Origin of the sequence: Streptomyces sp. NPDC088400 (assembly GCF_044753355.1) — a bacterium.
Classification (GTDB): Bacteria; Actinomycetota; Actinomycetes; order Streptomycetales; family Streptomycetaceae; genus Streptomyces.
Genome location: NZ_JBIVMZ010000003.1, coordinates 571,827 through 592,319, shown reverse-complemented (window position 1 = coordinate 592,319; position 20,493 = coordinate 571,827). Strand labels below are relative to the sequence as shown.

Annotated in this window: 18 protein-coding genes and 1 pseudogene; 16 read left to right on the top strand and 3 right to left on the bottom strand. The window is 69.3% G+C overall.

Annotation, left to right across the window (positions count from 1 at the left end; genetic code table 11):
• The first annotated feature begins 217 nt into the window (after nucleotides 1–217).
• The 4 genes from ACIQD6_RS10145 (at nucleotide 218) to ACIQD6_RS10130 (ending at nucleotide 3,431) form a co-directional block, all read left to right on the top strand.
• Nucleotides 218–1,009, top strand: coding sequence for an SAM-dependent methyltransferase (locus ACIQD6_RS10145; RefSeq protein WP_401880349.1), 792 nt, complete (start codon nucleotides 218–220; stop codon nucleotides 1,007–1,009).
• An 84-nt stretch (nucleotides 1,010–1,093) separates the two neighbouring features.
• Nucleotides 1,094–1,789 (top strand): NAD-dependent epimerase/dehydratase family protein, encoded by a 696-nt coding sequence (locus tag ACIQD6_RS10140; protein ID WP_401880347.1) that lies wholly within the window; start codon nucleotides 1,094–1,096, stop codon nucleotides 1,787–1,789.
• Between the two features lie 211 nt (nucleotides 1,790–2,000).
• Nucleotides 2,001–2,747: a DUF4118 domain-containing protein gene (locus ACIQD6_RS10135; RefSeq protein ID WP_401880346.1), complete on the top strand. Its 747-nt coding sequence runs from the start codon at nucleotides 2,001–2,003 to the stop codon at nucleotides 2,745–2,747.
• 150 nt (nucleotides 2,748–2,897) lie between these two features.
• Nucleotides 2,898–3,431 (top strand): hypothetical protein, encoded by a 534-nt coding sequence (locus ACIQD6_RS10130; RefSeq protein ID WP_401880344.1) that lies wholly within the window; start codon nucleotides 2,898–2,900, stop codon nucleotides 3,429–3,431.
• A gap of 149 nt (nucleotides 3,432–3,580) precedes the next feature.
• Here ACIQD6_RS10130 and ACIQD6_RS10125 read toward each other — a convergent pair whose 3' ends face one another.
• Complete coding sequence (locus ACIQD6_RS10125) at nucleotides 3,581–4,948, bottom strand: FAD-dependent oxidoreductase (protein WP_401880342.1); 1,368 nt, start codon at nucleotides 4,946–4,948, stop codon at nucleotides 3,581–3,583.
• A gap of 330 nt (nucleotides 4,949–5,278) precedes the next feature.
• Here ACIQD6_RS10125 and ACIQD6_RS10120 point away from each other — a divergent pair, with 330 nt between their 5' ends.
• The 4 genes and pseudogenes from ACIQD6_RS10120 to ACIQD6_RS10105 all read left to right on the top strand — a co-directional run.
• A complete protein-coding gene (locus ACIQD6_RS10120; protein WP_401880340.1) occupies nucleotides 5,279–5,686 on the top strand; it encodes a YciI family protein in 408 nt (135 codons plus the stop codon).
• 8 nt (nucleotides 5,687–5,694) lie between these two features.
• Nucleotides 5,695–6,900, top strand: a complete 1,206-nt coding sequence (locus ACIQD6_RS10115) for an RNA polymerase sigma factor (protein WP_401880788.1) — start codon at nucleotides 5,695–5,697, stop codon at nucleotides 6,898–6,900.
• 122 nt (nucleotides 6,901–7,022) lie between these two features.
• Nucleotides 7,023–8,285: an MFS transporter gene (locus ACIQD6_RS10110; protein ID WP_401880338.1), complete on the top strand. Its 1,263-nt coding sequence runs from the start codon at nucleotides 7,023–7,025 to the stop codon at nucleotides 8,283–8,285.
• 89 nt (nucleotides 8,286–8,374) lie between these two features.
• A pseudogene (locus ACIQD6_RS10105) lies at nucleotides 8,375–8,499 on the top strand (IS5/IS1182 family transposase); the annotation flags it as partial.
• Between the two features lie 83 nt (nucleotides 8,500–8,582).
• Here the strand turns inward: ACIQD6_RS10105 and ACIQD6_RS10100 are convergent.
• Complete coding sequence (locus ACIQD6_RS10100; protein ID WP_401880336.1) at nucleotides 8,583–9,632, bottom strand: zinc-binding dehydrogenase; 1,050 nt, start codon at nucleotides 9,630–9,632, stop codon at nucleotides 8,583–8,585.
• Nucleotides 9,633–9,726: 94 nt separating this feature from the next.
• Here ACIQD6_RS10100 and ACIQD6_RS10095 point away from each other — a divergent pair, with 94 nt between their 5' ends.
• Complete coding sequence (locus ACIQD6_RS10095; RefSeq protein ID WP_401880334.1) at nucleotides 9,727–10,284, top strand: TetR/AcrR family transcriptional regulator; 558 nt, start codon at nucleotides 9,727–9,729, stop codon at nucleotides 10,282–10,284.
• Nucleotides 10,285–10,425: 141 nt separating this feature from the next.
• Here ACIQD6_RS10095 and ACIQD6_RS10090 read toward each other — a convergent pair whose 3' ends face one another.
• Nucleotides 10,426–11,259, bottom strand: coding sequence for a class I SAM-dependent methyltransferase (locus ACIQD6_RS10090; protein WP_401880332.1), 834 nt, complete (start codon nucleotides 11,257–11,259; stop codon nucleotides 10,426–10,428).
• A gap of 290 nt (nucleotides 11,260–11,549) precedes the next feature.
• Between ACIQD6_RS10090 and ACIQD6_RS10085 the strand changes: the two genes are divergently transcribed.
• From ACIQD6_RS10085 to ACIQD6_RS10055, 7 genes are all read left to right on the top strand, one after another.
• A complete protein-coding gene (locus tag ACIQD6_RS10085) occupies nucleotides 11,550–13,511 on the top strand; it encodes a RiPP maturation radical SAM C-methyltransferase (protein ID WP_401880330.1) in 1,962 nt (653 codons plus the stop codon).
• 76 nt (nucleotides 13,512–13,587) lie between these two features.
• Complete coding sequence (botA, locus tag ACIQD6_RS10080; protein ID WP_401880328.1) at nucleotides 13,588–13,728, top strand: bottromycin family RiPP peptide; 141 nt, start codon at nucleotides 13,588–13,590, stop codon at nucleotides 13,726–13,728.
• A gap of 85 nt (nucleotides 13,729–13,813) precedes the next feature.
• Entirely contained in the window at nucleotides 13,814–14,998 is a 1,185-nt protein-coding gene (locus ACIQD6_RS10075) for a YcaO-like family protein (RefSeq protein ID WP_401880326.1), read from the top strand.
• Entirely contained in the window at nucleotides 14,916–16,253 is a 1,338-nt protein-coding gene (locus tag ACIQD6_RS10070) for a YcaO-like family protein (protein WP_401880324.1), read from the top strand. Before ACIQD6_RS10075 ends, ACIQD6_RS10070 begins: the two co-directional genes overlap by 83 nt.
• A complete protein-coding gene (locus ACIQD6_RS10065; RefSeq protein ID WP_401880322.1) occupies nucleotides 16,250–18,157 on the top strand; it encodes a RiPP maturation radical SAM C-methyltransferase in 1,908 nt (635 codons plus the stop codon). Before ACIQD6_RS10070 ends, ACIQD6_RS10065 begins: the two co-directional genes overlap by 4 nt.
• Nucleotides 18,144–18,986, top strand: coding sequence for an alpha/beta fold hydrolase (locus ACIQD6_RS10060; protein ID WP_401880321.1), 843 nt, complete (start codon nucleotides 18,144–18,146; stop codon nucleotides 18,984–18,986). Before ACIQD6_RS10065 ends, ACIQD6_RS10060 begins: the two co-directional genes overlap by 14 nt.
• Entirely contained in the window at nucleotides 18,983–20,422 is a 1,440-nt protein-coding gene (locus ACIQD6_RS10055; protein ID WP_401880319.1) for an amidohydrolase, read from the top strand. The genes ACIQD6_RS10060 and ACIQD6_RS10055 overlap by 4 nt, the downstream gene beginning before the upstream one ends.
• Nucleotides 20,423–20,493: the final 71 nt, after the last annotated feature.

Genomic DNA, 20,493 nt, shown 5'->3' with positions numbered 1-20,493 from the left:
CGACGAGGTAAGGCGAGTGACGCGGCAGGGCGAGTGACGCGGCAGGAGTGCGAGGGCAGGAGTGCGAGACCGTCGCCGAGCGCGTGGCGGCATGTTCTCAACGGGCTCTTCTTCGGCTCTCCGTCGAATAGGCTGTTCGCCCGCCCGCTCACAACACGTCAACGGGCGCCTCATCGTTCCTTGTTCATCATCGCGACCGCCCACACAGGAGCGCCCCATGACCGCGGGTACATCGAAGCCGAGACCTCAGGTGGACACCAGCAAGCCGCATCCGGCACGGGTGTACGACTGGCTCTTGGGCGGCAAGGACAACTACGCCGTCGACCAGGCGGTCGGGCAGGCGATCCCGCCGGAAGCCAAGGGAAACGCACGGCGGAACCGGGCCTTCATGCGGCGCGCCGCGGCCTGGGCGGCCCGCCAGGGCATCGATCAGTACCTTGACATCGGTACGGGAATCCCGACCGAGCCGAATCTGCATCAGATCGTCCAGGAGATCGTCCCGGCGTCGCGCGTCGTCTACACGGACAACGATCCCATCGTCCTGCGCCACGCAGAGGCCCTGCTCATCAGCACGCCGGAAGGCAAGACCGACTACGTCCAGGCGGATGTGCGCCGGCCGCGGGAAATCCTCGACCACGCCCGTGGCTTACTGGACTTCAGCCGCCCCATCGCGCTGTCCCTCATCGCGTTGATGCATTTCATACCCGACGAGGACGATCCGTACGGCATCACCCGCACACTGGTGGACGCTCTGCCCTCCGGCAGCTACCTGCTCCTCTCGCACACCACCTTCGACGAACACCCGCAGTACAGGGACACGGTCATGAAGGCGTACAAGGAGGGCGAGATCCCGCTGCGTATGCGCGACCGTGCCGAGGTCGGACGATTCTTCGACGGCCTCGAACTCACCTCTCCCGGGCTGGTGACGGCCACCCACTGGTACAAGGACGAGCCGGCGCCCGCGGATGAACTGAGCGGCTTCTACGCTGGTGTTGCCCGTATTCCGTAGCCAGGTCCCGGAAGCCGCGGGCGTTACCGAGTTCACTGGACCGGCAGTTCACGAGCAGTACGGCGGAAAGCGGGAAACAGAACCATGAAGGTGATCCTCTTCGGCGCGACCGGGATGGTCGGGCAGGGCGTCCTGCGGGAGTGTCTGCGCGACGACACGGTCGACAGCGTCCTGGTGGTCGGCCGCACCACGGTCGGCGTCGAGCACCCAAAGCTGCGCGAGGTCCTCCACGCCGATCTGGCGGGTGTGATGGACCGGCGCGAGGCGGAAGCCGAATTCTCGGGATACGACGCCTGCTTCTTCTGCCTCGGTGTCTCGTCGGTCGGCATGGACGAGGAGGCGTACCGCCGGATCACCTACGACCTCACCCTCACCGTGGCCCGTGCCCTGTCCTCCTGGAATCCGGGGCTCACCTTCGTCTACGTGTCCGGGCAGGGGACGGACACGTCCGAGCGGGGGCGGGTCGCCTGGGCCCGGATCAAGGGGAAGACCGAGAACGACCTGCTGGCGCTGGAGATGGACTCGTACATGTTCCGGCCGGGAATCATCCAGCCGCTGCACGGGATCACGTCGAGGACGAGGCTGTACCGGGTCCTGTACTCGGTGGGTGCCCCGCTCTTCCTCGTACTGAAAAGGCTGGCTCCGGACCAGGTCACCACGACCGAGCGGCTGGGGCGGGCGATGATCGCGGTAGCCGGGGCCAGGCCCGGAGCCGGTGCCGGAGCCGGGGCCGGCTCCCGGGTGCTGGGCACCAAGGAGATCAACAGGGTCGGCGGGTAGACGACGTCCTTGACACCGTCCTGCCGTCAGGACGGTGTCAAGGCCCGCCGGGCCGACGGAAGAGCCGCGTCAAGATCTCCGACCTGGCCGGTCCGGGTGGCGCCCCGGGTGCACGATGGCGGTGTGGCCCCACGAAGGGGCCTGCCACCGGGAACCGGCCGCCGAGGGCCTGGCCCGGCGGTAGGCGTACGAGCCGCTGCGAGGTGGACCCATGGGATACCCGCTCCGTGACCGCATTGCCCTGGCCGTCGCCCTGGTCGCGCCTCTCGTGGTCGCTCTCCTGCTGGTGCCCTTCCGGACGAGTCTGGCGAGTACGAACCTCGCGCTGATCCTGGTGGTGGTCGTGGTGGCCGTCGCCGCCATCGGGAACCGCCTCGCCGGTGCGCTCGCGGCGCTGTCGTCGGCCGTGTGGTTCGACTTCTTCCTCGCGCGGCCCTTCGAACGGTTCGCCATCACCGACACGAACGACATCGGGACGGCCGTCCTGCTGCTGGCCGTGGGGCTCGCCGTATCGCAACTGGCCGCCCGCGCCCGGCGGTTGCATGTCGTCACCATGCTCGACGCCGGACTCCTCGCCCGGATCCATGACACCGCCAAGCTCGCCCAGTCCACTGGCTCTCCCGATGCGGTGGTCGATCAGGTCAGCCGCCACCTGGTCGAGATACTGGGGCTGCGCGGCTGCCGTTTCGAGTACGGCAGTCTGCTCGGGCACCCCGCACGCCTGGAGCAGGACGGCAGCGTCGTCCTCGACCGGAAGCCCTGGGACCTGGAGGAACGCGGCTGGCCCCAGGGCGAGATCGAACTCCGGGCCGCGAACAACGGCCACTACGTGGGGCGGTTCATGCTCCGGCCCACTCCCGGGCTCGTTCCGTCCCGGCAGGTGCGGGTGGTCGCGGTGACGCTCGCCGACGACGCGGGCGCGGCGCTCGGCACCGCCGGACCGGTCCTGGACGGATGACGGCCCGGCGTCTTCGTCATACGACGTGGGCGGTCCGTCACCGTTCGAGTCCGGCCTTTCCGGGCCGGTTTCCATCGGAATCCGGAGCTGGGACGGCCCGGCGGACGGCACTGCTTGGCTCGTACAGGTTCGTCGTCCATACTGCCGGACGTGGAGCAGCGCATAGATCCAAATATCTGGCCCGAGTACGCCGTGGGGAAAGACCCGGCGTACGTCCCAGGCCTTGTGCCCCCCGCAGGGACAGAGAAGGACGATGTCCCGGAGGAGGCCGAGGACCGTACGCCTGGCGACGCCGTCCCTCAGGAAGTCCTCGCGGAGGACGCCCCGGAGGATGAGCCCGCCCCCGAGGAGAAAGGTGCTCTCGGCGCGGAGAAAGTGGAAGCGGCAGAGGTGGCGGAGGAGGGTGCCCCCGTCTTCGAGGCGGCCGACCGCCGCGGCTCGATCACCGCGGACAAGAAGGGCATCCGATTCCGGCTGGACGACCAGGAGGCCGACTTCTGGTGGGACGAGATCGGTGCGGTCGAGGTGAAGCCCGCGCGATTCGGGCGCCGGCTCACGGTCACGGTGCATGTGTCGACCCGCCGGTGGTTCGACGCTGAGGTCGAGGCGGAGAACAGGACGCGGCTGAAGGAATGGACGTCGGAGCTCGACGCCGTCCTGGACGTCTATTTCGAGGACGCCTGACCGGTTGTCCGACGGATCAGGGTCAGGTCGTCCAACGTTTCGGCCGGTCGCGCGCACGAGGTGACGCGACCGGCCGAACGTGTGGGCCTGGCTGTACGGATGTTGAGGCCGCGCGGATCGCCAGGATCCCCGGCCGCCGACCTCGTGGCTCAGTCCTCGCCCGCGCTCGCCTCCAGCATCGCCTCACGGGCGACGATCTTCACGCGCTCGCGTTCCTGTGCCACGCCGAGTGCCTTTTCGGCGGCGTCCAGACGCTGCCAGCCGTTCCACGTCGTGTACGACACCCCCTTGTCCCGCAGGAACGTGGGCACCGCCTCTTCGGCGGGGGCGGTGGGTTCGTGCAGTCGGCCGTTGCCGTGGTCGTCGAGCAGTTTGGCGACCGTCTCGTTGGCGTCGCCCTTGGTGTGCCCGATGAGGCCGACGGGGCCCCGCTTGATCCACCCGGTCACATACGTCGACTGGAGGTGTTCGCCACCCTCGATGACCCGGCCGCCGTCGTTCGGCACGGTGCCGGACACGAAGTCGAAGGGGAGCTTGGGGAGTTCGTCGGACAGGTAGCCGACCGCCCGGTACACCGCCCCGACGTCCCAGGTACGGCTCTCGCCCGTACCGACGACGTTGCCCGTGCCGTCCAGCTGTGTCCGCTCGGTGCGCAGCCCCACGACTTCGCCGTCCTCGCCGACGATTTCCGTCGGGGACTCGAAGAAGTGCAGGAACAGCTTGTGGGGCCGCTCGCCGACATCGCGGATCGCCCAGTTCTCCAGGGTGGAGGCGACCATGTTGACCTGCTTGTCGGCCCGCCGGGCGGCGATGCTGCCCTCGTCGTAGTCGATGTCCTCGGGGGCGACGACGACCTCGATGGTGGGGGAGTGGTCGAGTTCCCGCAGCTCCATCGGGGTGAACTTGGCCTGCGCGGGACCACGCCGCCCGAACACATGGACTTCGAGAGCCTTGTTGGCGGCCAGTCCCTCGTACACGTTCGCCGGTATTTCCGTGGGCAGCAGTTCGTCCGCGGTCTTCGCGAGAATACGGGCCACGTCCAGGGCCACATTGCCGACGCCGAGGACGGCCACCTTCTCCGCATCGAGCGGCCAGGTGCGCGGCACGTCCGGGTGGCCGTCGTACCAGGACACGAAGTCGGCCGCACCGTAGGACCCGTCGAGGTCCACGCCGGGTATGTCGAGCATCCGGTCGGCGCTCGCGCCCGTGGAGAAGATGACGGCGTCGTAGAACGCGCGCAGGTCGTCGAGGCTGATGTCCGACGGATAGTCGACATTGCCGAAGAGCCGGATCTGAGGCTTGTCGAGTACCCGGTGGAGGGCGGTGACGATGCCCTTGATGCGGGGATGGTCGGGGGCGACGCCATAGCGGATCAGCCCGAACGGCGCCGGCGCCCGCTCGAAGAGGTCGATGGAGACGCCGGGCTCGGCGGCTGCCTCGGACTTCAGCAGAGCGTCAGCGGCGTAGATCCCGGCGGGGCCGGCACCGACGATCGCGACCCGCAGGGGGCGAGGCATGACAAGTTCCCTTCGAGCGAGGTTCACCGGTAAACGCACCGGTGGGAGCAACGGAAAGCGGCGACGCGACCTGGTGGCGCGTGCTGCGACAGCGTCTCATCCGCCAGCCTTGCAACAACAATCCGGTCCTGGTACCTGCCCTGGATCTATGACCTCATAAGCGCGGCTTATGAGCTGGATCCGGCCGGGGTCCGCCGTGACGCCCCGGGCGAATCTCATCCACGAGAGCCGGAAAGAATCTCGGACGGTGATGTCGAGAACTCGTGGCCGGCTCCGTCCCCGCAGTGAACGCGACCAGAATGGGTCGCACCAGCACCGAGGAGACACACGATGGCCAAGTACTTGCTGCTCAAGCACTACCGGGGCGCCCCGGCCGCGGTCAACGACGTACCCATGGACCAGTGGACGCCGGAGGAGATCTCGGCCCACGTGCAGTACATGCAGGACTTCGCGGACCGGCTCGAGGGGACCGGCGAGTTCGTCGACGGTCAGGCGCTGGCCCCCGAGGGGACGTTCGTGCGGTACGACGGCGAGGGGCGCCCGCCGGTCACCGACGGACCGTTCGCCGAGACCAAGGACCTCATCGCCGGCTGGATGGTGATCGACGTCGACAGCTACGAGCGCGCCGTCGAGCTGGCCGGGGAGCTGTCGGCCGCCCCCGGGGCGGGCGGGAAGCCGATCCACGAGTGGCTCGAGCTGCGCCCGTTCCTGACCGCGCCGCCCACCATCACGGAATGACCCCTGAGGTGAACGAGGTCCTGTTCCGGAGCCTCACACCGAGCGTGATCGGGATCCTCGTCCGCCGCGGAGCCGACTTCGCGGCGGCCGAGGACGCCGTGCAGGACGCGCTGGTCGAGGCGGTCCGCGTCTGGCGGGCCGCCCCCTCCTCAAGCTCTTCGAGCGGCGGATACCCCATGCGGGACCCGAAGGGCTGGCTGGTCACGGTGGCCTGGCGCCGGTTCCTCGACGCGACCCGGGCGGACACAGCCCGCCGTCGGCGTGAGGACCGCGTCGACGAGGAGCCGGCTCCCGGACCCGCGCCCGCGGTGGACGACACGCTCCAGCTCTACTTCCTGTGCGCCCACCCGTCGCTGACACCGTCGTCGGCGGTCGCGCTCACGCTGCGCGCCGTCGGCGGGCTGACCACCCGCCAGATCGCCCAGGCCTACCTGGTGCCCGAGGCGACCATGGCGCAGCGCATCAGCCGGGCCAAGCGCACCGTCTCCGGCGTACGGTTCGACCGGCCCGGCGACGTCGCCACCGTGCTGCGCGTCCTCTACCTGGTCTTCAACGAGGGCTACTCCGGCGATGTCGACCTCGCCGACGAGGCCATCCGGCTCACCCGGCAACTCGCGGCCGCGATCGACCACCCCGAGGTGGCGGGGCTGCTCGCCCTCATGCTGCTCCACCACGCCCGGCGCGCCGCCCGGACCGCGTCCGACGGCAGCCTGGTGCCGCTCGCCGAGCAGGACCGCGGCCGGTGGGACACCGAGTCGATCGCCGAGGGCGTCGAGATCCTGCAGGCGGCCCTCGCCCGTGACCGGCTGGGCGAGTTCCAGGCCCAGGCCGCCATCGCGGCACTCCACGCCGACGCGCCCACCGCCGGGGAGACCGACTGGGTGCAGATCGTCGAGTGGTACGACGAACTCGCGCGCCTGACCGACAGCCCGGTCGTCCGGCTCAACCGCGTGGTGGCGGTCGGCGAGGCCGAGGGACCGCGCGCCGGCCTGGCGGCGCTCAGGGCGCTGGACGACTCCTCCCCAGGCTCTTCGAGCAGGGGAAACCCCGTGCCCCGCCACGCCGCGGTGGCGGCGTACCTCCACGAACGCGACGGCGACCTGGCGACGGCGGCACGGCTGTACGCCGAGGCGGCCCGAAAGGCCCCCAACCTCGCCGAGCGCGACCACCTGACGCGCCAGGCCGCCCGGCTCAACGCACGCGGGCGCCGTTGACGGGACGAGTCCGGGCGCGCCGGACGACCGTTGGGTCGGGCAGAGCGAAGCCTTCATCCGTAAGCGTGAAAAATCCGCCAGCGCGGCATAATTGCCTCTTCTTGACCTGAGAGACTGACCCGGTGCTGATCCGATACCTTCTCTCGCACGCGCTGTCCCTGTTCGGGAACACCGTCGCGGCGATCGCCCTGCCCTGGCTGGTGCTCGTACGCACCGGTGACGCCGCGGCGGCCGGACTGATCGCCGCCGTGAGCGCGCTCCCCATGCTGGTTGCCGCCGTGGCCGGAGGAATCCTCATCGACCGGGTGGGCCGGCGTCGGCTGTCGGTGGGCGCCGACCTCGCCTCCGCCGCGTGCGTCGCGGCACTGCCGATCGTCGACCGGGCCTCCGGGCTCACGATCGCCTGGTTCATCGTTCTCGGTGTCGCCGGCGCGGTCTTCGACGTGCCGGGCATGACCGCGAGGGAAGCGCTGGCGCCCGACATCGCGGCCGCGGCCGGGGTCGGTATGGAACGGCTGGCCGGACTGCGGGAGGGCATCGGCGGCGTCGTGGTGATCGTCGGCCCCGCCGTCGCCGGCGGGCTCCTCGCGATCATCGATCCCACGACGGTGCTGTGGCTCACAGCAGGGTGCTCGGCCGCCGCCGCGCTCGTCACGGTGACGCTCCCGAAGGGCGTCGGCGGCCAGTCCGAAAGCCCGTCCGAGAACCGCGGTGTCAGGGGCGATCTCGTACGAGGCTTCGGCGTGCTCCGCGGCGACCGGGTGCTCGGCACGATCACGCTGGTCTCGGCGGGAAGCGTGGCCGTCCTCGCGCCGCTGCAGAATCTTGTCCTACCGGTGCACCTGGTGGCCAAGAACTCGCCCGGGGGCTTCGGCCTGGTCGTGTCCTTCCTGGCCGTGGGCGGGATCGCGGGGGCCAGTCTGTACGCGGCGATGGGCGCCCGCTGGTCACGGCGCACCGTCTTCGTGGCGGCACAGATCACGACCACACTGGGCATCGTGGGTCTCGCCGTGCTCCCGCCGACGCCGCTGATGCTGGCTGCGGCGGCGCTCGCGGGGTTCGGATCCGGACCGTTGCCCGCGCTGCTCCTCGTCCTGGTCACGGAACGTATCCCGGACGAGGTCCGGGGCCGGGTGCTGGGGCTGCAGAACGCCGCGACCATGACGGCGATTCCGCTGGGGACACTCGGGGCAGGGCTGCTCGTCGAGTCGATCGGGCTCCGGCAGACGGGAATGCTCCTGGCGGTCGTCTGGGGAGTGATGGCGTCGGTGACGCTGCTTCTCCCGGCGCTGCGACGGCTGGACAGTGTCCAGAAGGCCGAACCGGTCGAGACGGCCGACGCCGGTGAGGCCGGTTCCTCGGGGGCCGCGGTGGCCGGAAGGTGACATCGGGCTCTGGTCCCGTCCCGGCCGGCCGGGACGGGAGCGGGTTGCGAGAGGCCCGCCCGGCCCGCGACGCCCGGTAGGCGCACTCGAGCATGGTCAGTGTCGATTCGACGTCTTGCCGTGCCCATCAGCACGCGGCCGGGGCCCGAAATAAGAAGCCACACATCCTGAAAAGAGGAGACCGCCCCTGCACCACCGCTCCGACGAAGGACTCTGACGGTCCCGGGGCGGTCTGACCTGCAAGATCCACCTCGCCGGTGAGGGAGGATGCTCCGCCCATGATCCGTCGGATGGAACTCAGGGGTGCATGACGATCTTTCCCACGTGCTCCCTGCGGGAGAGTTCTTCCTGCGCCTGAGCGGCCTGATCCAGTGGGAAGGTCGCGGCGATCACGGGCTGGACCTCGGCCCGACGGGCCAGGTCCATGAGGAGGTCGAAGTGTGTGGGCGTGTGCATCGCGGACCCGATGACCTGAGCGTTGTGCAGGTAGAGACGGCGCACGTCAAAGGTCACCTCGTAGCCACCGAGTGCGCCGGCGATGACCCACCGGCCCCCTTCGCGCAGCAGCGGCAGCCCCTCGCTGACCAGTTCGCCGGCCACGACGTCGAGTGCGACGTCGATGCCCTCCGGAGCGGCGGCGCGGATATGCCCGGTGATGTCTCCTGCGCGGTCGATGACTTCGTGCGCGCCTGCTTCGCGCACCGCGTGGATCTTGGGTCCACTACTGATGGCGAGCACCTTTGCGCCGCGTGCACGGGCGATCTGCATGAGCGCGAGGCCGACGCCGCCGGACGCTCCCGAGACCAGGGCGGTTTCCCCCTGCCGCAGCCGGCCTCGCTCGATCATGCCCAGCGCCGTGCCGTAGGCGGTCGGCAACGTCGCGAGCTGCTCGTCCGTGAGCGGCGATTCCGTCATGTCGTGCACACGCTCCACCGGCGCCGTCACGTACTCGGCGTATCCGCCGTCGCGTTCGCTCCCCATCAGGCCCACCGGGTGGGCGTCCGGCCCTTCGGTGTCGTAGATCGCGGGGTCGACGACCACCCGGCGTCCTACGAGGCCCCCCGTTACGCCAGTCCCGACGGCCACGACCCGGCCGGCCACGTCGGCGCCCTGGATACGCGGGAAGTCGATCGGGCCTCGCCAGCCCGACATCGCCTCCGGGTCTCCCGGACGGCCGTAGGCGCCCTCCCGGGTCCACAGGTCGGTGTTGTTCAGCGCTACCGCGCTGACCTGAACCAGTACCTCTCCCGCCTGAGGGGCGGGGACGGCGACCTCCGTCAGCTCAAGGACCTCCGGTCCTCCGTGCCCTGTGATTCGCACCGCTCGCATGAACTGGGACGCACTCATCGCTTGGACTTCCTCGCAGGTATACTGATCTGTGAACGTCTCCCACCGTACACCGATCTGTGAAGGGGTGCCCGTCATGCAGGAAGCGCGGCCTATGACGCCGGCCGGCCGCCGCATCGTGGAGGCCGCCGAGGATCTGTTCTACAACCGCGGCATCACGGCGGTCGGCGTGGATCTGATCGCTGAGCGCTCAGGGGTGACCAAGCGGACCCTGTACAACCAGTTCGGTTCGAAAGACCACCTCGTGGCGACCTATCTCACGGGCCGCGACCAGCGCTGGCGGTCACTTGTCCGTGCCGCCGTCGACGCCAGTGACACTCCCGCCGAGGCCGTCACCGCACCCTTCGAGGCACTGCGGACCTGGAGCGAGACCAACAGTCGCGGATGCGCCTTCATCAACGCACTCGCCGAACTCCCGGACCCCTCGCATCCCGCACACCGCATCGCCGCGAACCAGAAGCTCTGGCTGCTGAACCTGTTCAAGGAACTCGCCGTCACAGCAGGCTGCTCGCACCCGGCCAGCCTCGCCACCCAACTCCTCGTGCTGCATGAGGGTGCTGTCGCCACGCAGTCCCTCTCGCTCGACAGCCTTCCGGAGAGCACTGACCTGGCACGAGCCCTGGTCCAAGCCAGCACATCGCCCCGCCACTAGAGCGTTTTCGACAAGGTGCTGCCGTTCGGCCAGGCTGGACGGCGCCCGGTGCCTGCGATCGCAAGGCGGAGGATCGTCCTCGTACGGGGTGTACGGAGGTAATCCCGATAACAGGGCGAGGTACGCGTGCTAGCTAGTCCCCTACGAGCCGAATGCGTACCGGGAGATGTGCCCGATCCGCCGCAGCACCGGCAGCCGCGAAAGGAACTCGACCTCGAACCGGAGCCGGAAGCGGATCGCACGCGGCAGGTGTTCCAGGTCGGCCCGGTCGGCGGTGTCGAACGCCTTGGCCGCCTCGATCAGCCGTAGTCCCGGCACGGCACGCTCCAGATCGCGCGGATCGTCGATACCCCAGTTGAGCCGGGCCCCGGTCTGCCGGAACACCGGCAGGGGCCGCGTCAGCCGTACGGCGAACCGTGAATAGGAGTCGAACACCATCTCGCCCTGCGGGAAGTGACCGACGAGATTCCGCAGCATGCGGGGTCCCTCATCGGCCGGCAGGTACATCGTGAGGCCCTCGGCCACCACCAGGACCGGGAGATCCCGGGGCACTTGGACCAACCAGTCCGAGTCGGTGACCGACGCCGCGATCGTACGGTGGCCCGGTCGCGGCGCGTAGAGCCGCGCACGCAGATCGATCACCTCCGGCTGGTCCACGTCGAACCAGTTCACCCCCGGACCGGGGTCGACCCGCTGCACCCGGCTGTCCAGGCCGCACCCCAGGTGCAGCACGGTGGCGTCCGGGTGAGCGGCGAGGAACTCCTGTGTACGGCGGTCGAGGAACCGGGCACGCAGCGCGACGCCGATCGCGGTGGCCGGCCGGATACCCAGGCGGCCGAAGTCGTAGTCGAGACTGTCCAGCAACGTGGCCGCGGTCGGGTCCGCGAGCAGCGGGTGGGCGGACCGGGCGTCCACGGCGCGCGCGTAGAGAGGCGCGAGCAGTGTCTCCGCCGCTCCTGTGAGTGTGACCTTCATGGCGCGTCCCCTCGACCGGAATCCGCGGGTTCGTCGGCGGTGTGTGTCGCGATTATCGCCATGTAAAGTCCGCCCGCGCTATCGAACGGCGGCGCATATTATTTATCGCGTCAGCACCGGCCGGTATTTATCAATTTTCGCCCGCGCGTGGGCATTGTTTGTCAGAGTGTCGCCTCTTTGAGTCATTCGGATAATCTGAATATCAACTTTAAATCCACTTGCGCCATTGCCCCCTATGTTTTACGCCAAATTGAATGCGGTCTTGACGGAAACGCCATGTCCGTCTCAGCATGGAGAAGTCCTTGCACTACGTCTCCGGGGGAGATGGTTCCGTGCTCAAGGTTCGAAGCGTCTCTCTCGTGTCGATGCCGTGGAACAGTGTAATGCGGCCCTCGATTCAGGTAGGAACTCTGCGCTCCGTCGCCGAGGCCGAAGGCTGGCAGGTCGACTCGCGCTACGCCTACCTCGATTTCTATTCCCTCGGGCAACAGATGCTCGGCTTCAACCACGCGGACTGGGCGGATGCCTATGAGCTGGTTTCCGAGAAGCTGTATCACCTGTCGGTCGGCGATTGGATCTACTCGCTCCGGCACGGCGAATCCCGAGAACGCAAAGAGTATTTCGATCTCTTGCGTTCCAAGCGTGTGGACGAGGCGACGATTTCGTTGATCGACGCCTTACGCGAGGTCGCCGACCGGCATGTGGAGGAGACGACGGCGTCGCTGCTCGAAGCCGCGCCGGATGTCATCGGGTTCACCACGATGTTCAGTCAGAACGGCGCGACCCTCGCGGTGGCCGACCGGCTGCGCGCCGCGGGATTCGCCGGGACGATCGTGCTCGGCGGCAGCAACTGCGAAGGGCCCATGGGACGGGCGCTGTTGGCCAACTTTCCCGCGGTGGACGCCATCGTGGACGGACCGGGGGAGGAAGCATTCGTCGCGCTGCTGAGACAAGTGGCCGCGGATGTGCCGGTGGGATCGGCGGGCCGGCTGATCACGAGACGGGACGGTGTCCCCGCACAGCAGGGAGACGGGATCTCCGCGGATCTGCTGAGTGTGCCGATGCCGAATTACGACGGATTCTTCGAGCAGTTGCGGGCGGCCGGACTGCACGAGCTGGAAGCGGACATCAGCCTGCCGGTCGAGTTCTCCCGCGGCTGCTGGTGGGGGGCGAAGACCCATTGCACATTCTGTGGTCTCAACGGGGCGACGCTGGGCTATCGCAGCAAGCATCCCGATTCGGTGGCCGGTGAACTCAGCTACCTGATGGATCGCTACGGTGTGCTCGATTTTTTCGCCGTCGACAACATCCTCGACCTCAAGTACCTCGAAACCGCGCTGCCGCAGGTCGAGGAGTTGCGTACGGATCATTCCCTGTTCTTCGAGGTGAAGGCGAACATGGAATGGGCCGACATTCGAGGAATGCGCCGGGCCGGCGTCCGCTCCGTACAGCCGGGCATCGAAAGCCTGAGCACCGAAGGCCTGCGCGTACTGAGGAAGGGCGCCACCGCCTACCAGAACGTACGATTCCTGCTCGGCTGCGCCGAGTTCGGAGTCCGGGCCGACTGGAACATCCTCACCGGCTATCCGAACGAGACGCCGGAGTCGATTCTCGCGCAGCTCGACCTCGTCGCATCGCTCTCGCACCTCACACCACCGCACATCACACTGATCCGGTTCGACCGGTTCAGCCCGTACGTGGAATCACCGGAGTCGTTCGGGCTCGAATTGTCGAGGCCCTTCCCCGGCTACCGGTACGCGTATCCCGGTATGCCGGCGGAGGATCTCTGGAACATCGCCTACCATTTCGAGGGCGATTTCACCGATGACAGTCGTAATGCCGAGGTCAGACGGCGTCTGGCGGCCCGGGTGAGGTTGTGGCGGACGCATCATGAGGCGGCCGGTTTCACCTACCGGCTGGGTTTCGCCTCCGTGGTCCTCCGTGACCGGCGGCCGGGACTTCCGCGGCAGGAGGTCACTCTGCGCGGCGACGAGGCCCGGCTGTTCCGGGCGGTCATCGGCGGTACCAGATTCCGTGACCTGCAAGCCCAGGGATGGGACGGGCCGCGATGGGAGTCCGCGCTCGACACCCTGCGGAGCTGGCAGCGCCGCCGATGGGTGTTCATCGAGGGAACCAAAGCCATCGCACTCGCGGTCCGTCACCAGCCGTCCGCCTACCGTTCCCCGCCGGCCAAAGGCACCCCCAGACGTGCCCGCACCCCCGTACCACTCACCCTCACCAGCCGCGACTGAAGGGAGGTTGCCCTATTCCCGACAACGCACCACGGCACGACGTCGAAGCACTGACAACAGCGAAAGGACGATCACGATGGGCCCCGTAGTCGTATTCGACTGCATGACAGCGGATTTCCTCAACGACGACCCCAACAACGCCGAGCTGAGCGCACTCGAGTTGACCGAACTCGAGTCGTGGGGCACCTGGTCCGAGGACTCGGACCCGAGCGCCTGACGCCCCACCCCGCGTAGACGCCTGGAGAAGCAGGCGAAGCAGGAGAAGAAAGTCGGCGAGGCGGGCGTACAGGGAAGAAGGGACCATGACCGAGGCATCGGTGGCCAGTTGCGTGCTACGGGACGTCGCCTACCGTTCGTATCCGTCGGATCGAACGGTGACGGTCCGGTGCACGGTGGTGCCCGAAACGGGCACCGCGCCGGCCGATGGTTACGGGACCGCGAAGGCCGAGGCCGTCGCACGGAAGAAGGCACTGTCCGAGGCCGTCGAACGGCTCGTGGCGTGCACACCCTTCGCCCTGGTCGCCCGCCCGCCCACGACACGAGCCGGCCGGGGCACGGCACCCCATCCGCTGTCGGACGGAGTGCGTACGGTGCCCGACGGCTGCCTCGTGCGCCGTTACCGTTCGCTCACCGGAGGCTCTCCGGAGCAGGTGCCGATGTTCTGGTCGTCACCGTGGGTGGCCGGCCAGGAGCTGCGGTCGGCGGAGCTCACTGCGCAGGAGGCGCGCCTGTCCAGCACGATCGGGTGGGCCGTCGCGCCGTCGCCCGACGAGGCCCTGCGGGGCGCCCTCTTCGAGTTGACCGAGCTGCTGAACTACGGCGCCTTTCTCTACCGGTGCCTGACCGGCCCCTCGGGGTGCCCGTCCGACGACGTGTCCGGGCGGGGTTTCCGAGACCACGACGACACCGTCGTTCAGACCGTTCCCATCGATTTCGCCGCCCGGACGCCGACCGTCCTCGCCCTGTCGAGACGCGGTGGACGGCTGATGCCCGCCACCGGCGTCGGCTGCGCCTCCACCACGGCCGAGGCGACGGCCCGCGCCATGCTCGAACTCGCCCAGGCCGAAACGCTCTGGCGGTCCAACACGACCGCCGGGCCGGCCGAGCGCTTCTTCGTACGCCGCTTCGACCGGTGGCCGTTGCTGAAGCGCTGCGTCACCCTCGACTTCGACCCGATACCCCATGCCGCGCCGCCCGGTGCCGCCCCGTGTCCCTCCCCTCTGGAGGAACTGGCGGCCCGCTCCATCGCGACCTGGGCCGACTCCGGTGCGATCGACATATCCGGTCCCGGCACCGAAGACACCCGCCTCTATTTCGCCCATGTGGTGTCACATCCACAGCCGCTCCTGGGCCTCGTCCGCGCAGGCATTCCCGTCTTCGATACGGGGGAAGTGAGGAAGATCCTTGACCGATCACGTCGATCACGACCTTCTGACCGCAGCCCTACTGAGCGGATCCCTCAAGGAGGACATCCCGCCGGAACGTGAAACACCCATCGGGACGGCGCTCGCCGCCGTCGGTGACTGGCTGACCGCCGAGCGGCTGACACCCGACATCTGGAAATACGGCCTCGACAACGCACCGACGTACGAGGTCCAACTGAAGGACGCCGAGGGCAACTTGTGCTCGCGCAGCTCCGGCAAGGGCCTGGGGCACCGCAGCATGGCGAGCGCGCTCTTCGAGAGCGCCGAGCACTACCACCTCGACTGGCGGCGCGACCCCGGGGCCCGCGACGCCGCGTTCCTCTCCGGTCGTGAGATCGCCGGCCAGCCGACGGCGCGGCGGTCGGCGCTGTTGCAGCGGCTCGGCGACATCGCCCCGGACGCACCGATCCTCGCCCGCGCCTACCGTCCGGTCGCCGCGGCCTTCGGCGAGCCCGTGGACGAGGCGGCCTCACACCATCAGCCCGTCTTCCTCCGCGACGGCGGCTACCGCAACTGGCCGCATCCGGCCGACGACGGATCGTTCAGGACGCTCTGGCACTACACGTCCAGCGCCGGATACGCGGCCGGGGCCACGCTCTTCGAAGCGCTCGTCCACGCGGTCAACGAACTGATCGAGCGCGACGCCTGGTCGTACCAACTCGCGCGGTCGTACTTCGGTATGACCGACGGTGACACCGGCCTGCGCGTCATCGATCAGGACAGCCTCCCCGCCGACCTGAAGGAGCTGGCCGACTGCGTCGAGACGGCGCGCGGAGCTCCGGTCCTCATCGTCTCGATCACCTGCGACACCGGCGTGCCCGCCTATGTGGTGTGCGACGCCGCGAGTCACGAGGAGGTCCGGCTGATCGGCAGCGGAGCGTCGCCCGTACAGACCTACGCCCTGCAACGGGCGCTGCTCGAATACCTCCAGGTGCGCACCATGTTCGAGCACGGGCCCGTCGACCAGGACCGGGAGGCCAACCAGATCGTCACGGCCCTGAGCCGCTACCCCCGCCACCTGGCCGCCGCACGCTTCGATGTCCACCGGCTCTCCCACGAGCGGCACCCGTTCCGCGCCGACGAGGGCCTACCGGTCACCGCCACGCCGGAACAGCTCCTGCGACACCTCGTCGACCAGCTGCGTGGCGTGGGCGTCGACGTCCACTACCGCGTCCTGACCAGGCCGGGCGCCATCACGGTCGTGGACGTCGTCGCCCCCGGACTGGAGATGCTCGACAAGGCGCGCGCGGGCTACCCGGTGCTGCCCACCGGACGGCTCGGCGCGGTTCTGCGGCGACAGAGGAGCGGGCGGACATGAAGCTCGTCCTCGTAGCGCCGCCGTGGAACAGCCTGTACCGCCCGTCGATCCAGATCGCCGCACTCGTGGCGCTGGGCACGGAGGGCAGCGGAGACCCGATCACGTCCGAGTACGTCTACCTGGACTGGTTCGAGTTCGCCATCGAGTCGTTGAACTGTGACCCGGCGCGGTTCGTCACCGTCTACGACACCATCGGCGAGGAGCTGTACGGCCTCGGCGTCGGTGACTGGATCTTCGGCGGCGCGCTTCCTCTGGTCGGCGACAGCGACGAGACGTCCACGCGTGACCGGTACGCGGCGTTCCTCCACGAACACGGGGTCTCGGCCGACCTGGTGACCTGTGTTCTCTCGCTGCGCGAGGCCGCTCCCCGCTTCACCGCGGCGCTGGCCGACCGTCTTGTCGCGACCGACGCCGACTGTTTCGGGTTCACCACCTCGTTCAGCCAGCTGGTGCCCGCTCTGGCCATCGCCGCCGCCATCAAGGACCGGGCACCCGACCGGCTCGTCTTCCTCGGCGGCGCGAACTGCGACCGCCCGATGGGCGAGGCCGTGATGCGCGCCTATCCGTTCGTCGACGGGGTCGTGCAGGGCGAGGGCGAGGGGGCGGTGACCGCGATCAGTACCGCCAAGAGCGCGGACGAGTTGGTGTCCGCCCCCGGGATCGTCCTGCGGGAAGAGGGAGCCCTGCGCGTCTCGTTGCCCGTGGTCCAGTCGGTCGAGGCCACACCCGTACCCCGGTACGACGAGTACTTCCGCCGCCTGCGCCGGCTCCCTTGGAGCGACCTGATCACGCCCCATGTGGCCCTGCCCTTCCAGATGTCCCGAGGATGCTGGTGGGGCGAGAAAATGCAGTGCACCTTCTGCGGCGAGAACGGCAGCGGTATGCCCTACCGGAGCAAGCCGGGACGGCAACTCGTGCACACCCTGAGAGAGCTGACGGAGAGTCAGGGAATTCTCGACACATACGCCGTCGACACGATCCTGGCCAAGAGTGACAACGGCCTGTCCGCGCTGGCCGATGCGGAGGTCGACATCACCACATTCTTCGAGGTGAAGGCCAACCTCGGACCCAGGGAGCTGGGAGAGCTGCGCGCGGCGGGCGTCACCATGGTGCAGCCCGGCATCGAAAGCCTCAGTACCGGCTCGCTGAAGCTGCTGCGCAAAGGCGCGACGGGATTTCACAATCTGCGCTTCCTCGTCCTCTGCCAGGAGTTGGGCATCGACGCCCAGTGGAATCTGCTGTCCGCGATGCCCGGCGAGTCTCCCGGGATGCTGGAGGAGCAGCTCCGGCTGATCCCCTTCATCTCGCACCTGGCGCCACCGTCGACGGTGAGCAAGGTCCGCGTCGACCGCTACAGCCCGTACTTCGAACGGCCCGCTGAATTCGGCATCGAGCTGCGCGGCCCCGAGAAGAAGTACGAGTTCATCCACCCGGGCAGGGACGAGGAGCGGACAGCGCTCGCCTACTCGTTCGAGCACGAGCAGACCGTCCAACAGGCCGACCACGAGACGATGCTGACCCTGCGCCGCCGCCTCGGCGCGCGGGTGGGGCTGTGGAAGAAGCTCCATGAGCAGTCCCGCTTCTCCTATCGGTTCGGGCCGGGCGTCACGATCGTCCATGACCACCGGCCCCATGTGGGCACGGGCCGGCACGTGTTGCGGGGGTGGGCCGACGGACTGTTCCGCTCGCTCGTCCACGGCGGGCGCGTGGGCCAGGCCATCGGCGTCGTCAGCGAGAAGACCGGCACGCCGGAGGCGGATGTGCGGAGCGGGTTGCGTGAGTGGACGGCGTGCGGCTGGGTCCACGTCGAGGGCATGCGCGCTCTGGTGCTCGCCGTACACGACAGCAGGCGCGATGAGTTGGGCCGTGCGGCCGCGCTGGGAGGCCGCAGTGCGGAGCGGTGACGGCGTCGGCGGCCCGGAGCGCTTCGAGGCGGTGTCGAGCGACGGCGCGCGTGTCCGCGGCATCCGCAGACCCGGGCCGGGCGAGACTCTCGTCCTCGTGCACGGCGTCGCCATGGACACGCGTATCTGGGGAGAATCGGGATTCCTCGACGCCCTGCCGGACGTCGATGTCGTCGCACTCGACCTCCGGGGCCGCGGCGAGAGCGAGCACGTCGGCAGCGCAGCACGCCACGCGGTGGACCGCTATGTCGAGGACGTCCAGGCGGTCCTCGACCTGTTCCCCCGGCAGCGGTACAGCGTGTTCGGCACCTACTTCGGCGGGCGCGTCGCCCTCCAGGCCGCCGCGGTGGATGACCGGGTGGCCCGGGCGTTCTCGTTCTGCGCGCACGGCGAGGCGGTCGACATCCCCGCGGGGGCCGTCGAGGAAGAGGCCTCGGCCATCGAGGGGCCGGACGGTCACGCCTACCTGCGCGACCACTTCACCGAGGTGGGCGCCCCGCCCTGGATGGTCGAGGCCTGCGACCGGGTCGATCAGGGCGAGTTGGCGGCGGCGACCCGTGGGCTGCTGTACGGATCGGGCCGCGGCGTCGAGCGCCGCCACAGCGCCCAGGATCTCGTGCTGGTCACCGCGGACGGTGACTCCGACCTGACCACGTTCCGTACCAGCGAGAAACGGCTCGGCGCACGGCTGTGGCTCGTGGACAGCCCGTCGAGGGTGCGGGCCGCCGCCCGGCTCGCGGAGGTCGGCCGCCGGGTGGCGGACACACTCGACGCCCCGGTCGACGCCTCGCCCGGCACCGTCCGCACGGCCGGAAGGGAGGGCGGATGACAGCGACCGAGGACGCCCTCTGGCAGCACCGGACGGGGTTGCTGCCCGCCGGCGTCCCGCTCGTCTCCGCGCTGGAGGAGATGGCGGGGCGCAGCCGCAGCCATGTCGTCCGCGCCATCGGGCTGATCGATGTGGCGACAGGCGACGTCTCGCCACCGCGCGACCTGGAGGTGGTCGACGGGACGGTCGTCGGCTGGAGTCCGACGCGGCCCGTCGGCGGCCGGGCCACACCGTACGCGTGGTTCGCGGCGCCGGGACTCGTCGATGCCCACGCGCATGTGTCGTCGGTCTCCGACCTCGTCGGCCTCCTCGTGTACGGAGTGACCGCGTACCGCCAGATGTGGGGCGAGCCCGCACACCGCTACACGGCGGGTGTGTACCGGGCCCGGCATGCCGTCGTACCGCGGCCGTGGGTCGCGACCGGGGTGGTCGACGGCCCACGCTCCCGCGTGCCGCACGCGGCCACGATCGTGGACGGCACACGGGCGGTACGGCAGGTGATCGACGAGGCGATCGCGTTCGGGTTCGACGGGATCAAGGTCTATGACGATCTTGAGGAGCCGGTGTTCGCGAACCTGGCCGGTGAGGCGGAACGCGCGGGTCTCCCCGTCGTCGGGCATGTCCCGGAGCGGGTTCCGCTCGATCTGGCGCGCCACGGCATGAGGTCGACCGAGCACCTCTACGGCATCGTGCCGAACGTGTTCCGGCTGCCCCCGGCCGAGCGTTGGCGCGCCCTGGCCCGGGAGCTGGGCCGGAACGAGGACGAGGCGTACGCCGTCGCGGCGGACTTCGCCGGCCACTTCGTGTGCCCCACGCTCACCGCCTGGCGGGCACGGACCGGGGAACGCCGCTTCACCCGGCCGTCCGGAGTGACCATCCAGGTGGCGACCCCCAGCCGGCGCGGGGCATGGAGCAGCGCCGCTCGGGACGCCCTCAGGACCGACCGCACCGAGGCGAGGGAGCGCAGCGCGCTGGTGGACCGGCTCGGTGATGTAGCCCGCGCGCTCGCCGACGAGGGCGCACGGCTGCTCGTCGGCACCGACTGCGGGAACCCGTTCGTCGTGGCAGGGCCCTCGTACCACAAGGAGTTGGCCGAGCTCTCCCGGGCGGGACTCGGCCTCGGCGCGATCCTGCGTGCGGCCACCGTCGACGCCCACGAGGCCATGGGGTGGGGCGAACCGCCCGGCGACGCATCCGCCGTGGGCCGGGCGAATCTGGTCTTCTACCGTCGGCCTCCCGTCGAGGGCATCGGAGCCCTCGCCCGGCCCGACGGTGTGATGGTCGACGGCGTCTTCCTCGACGGGGACGACCTCGACCACCTCTGGGGCCTGCGGCTCGCGGCGGCGGGGCTCGACGCCCGCGCATGGCCCCGCGGCGAACTCGACCCGCCGGTTACCGGCGCTCAACGCGAGAAGGAGACTGCTGGTGCAGGCTGACAACTGTCCGGAGGCGACGGGGACGACCGGGGTGACGGAGCGGGCCGGGGGGACGGAGCCGACTGGGGGGA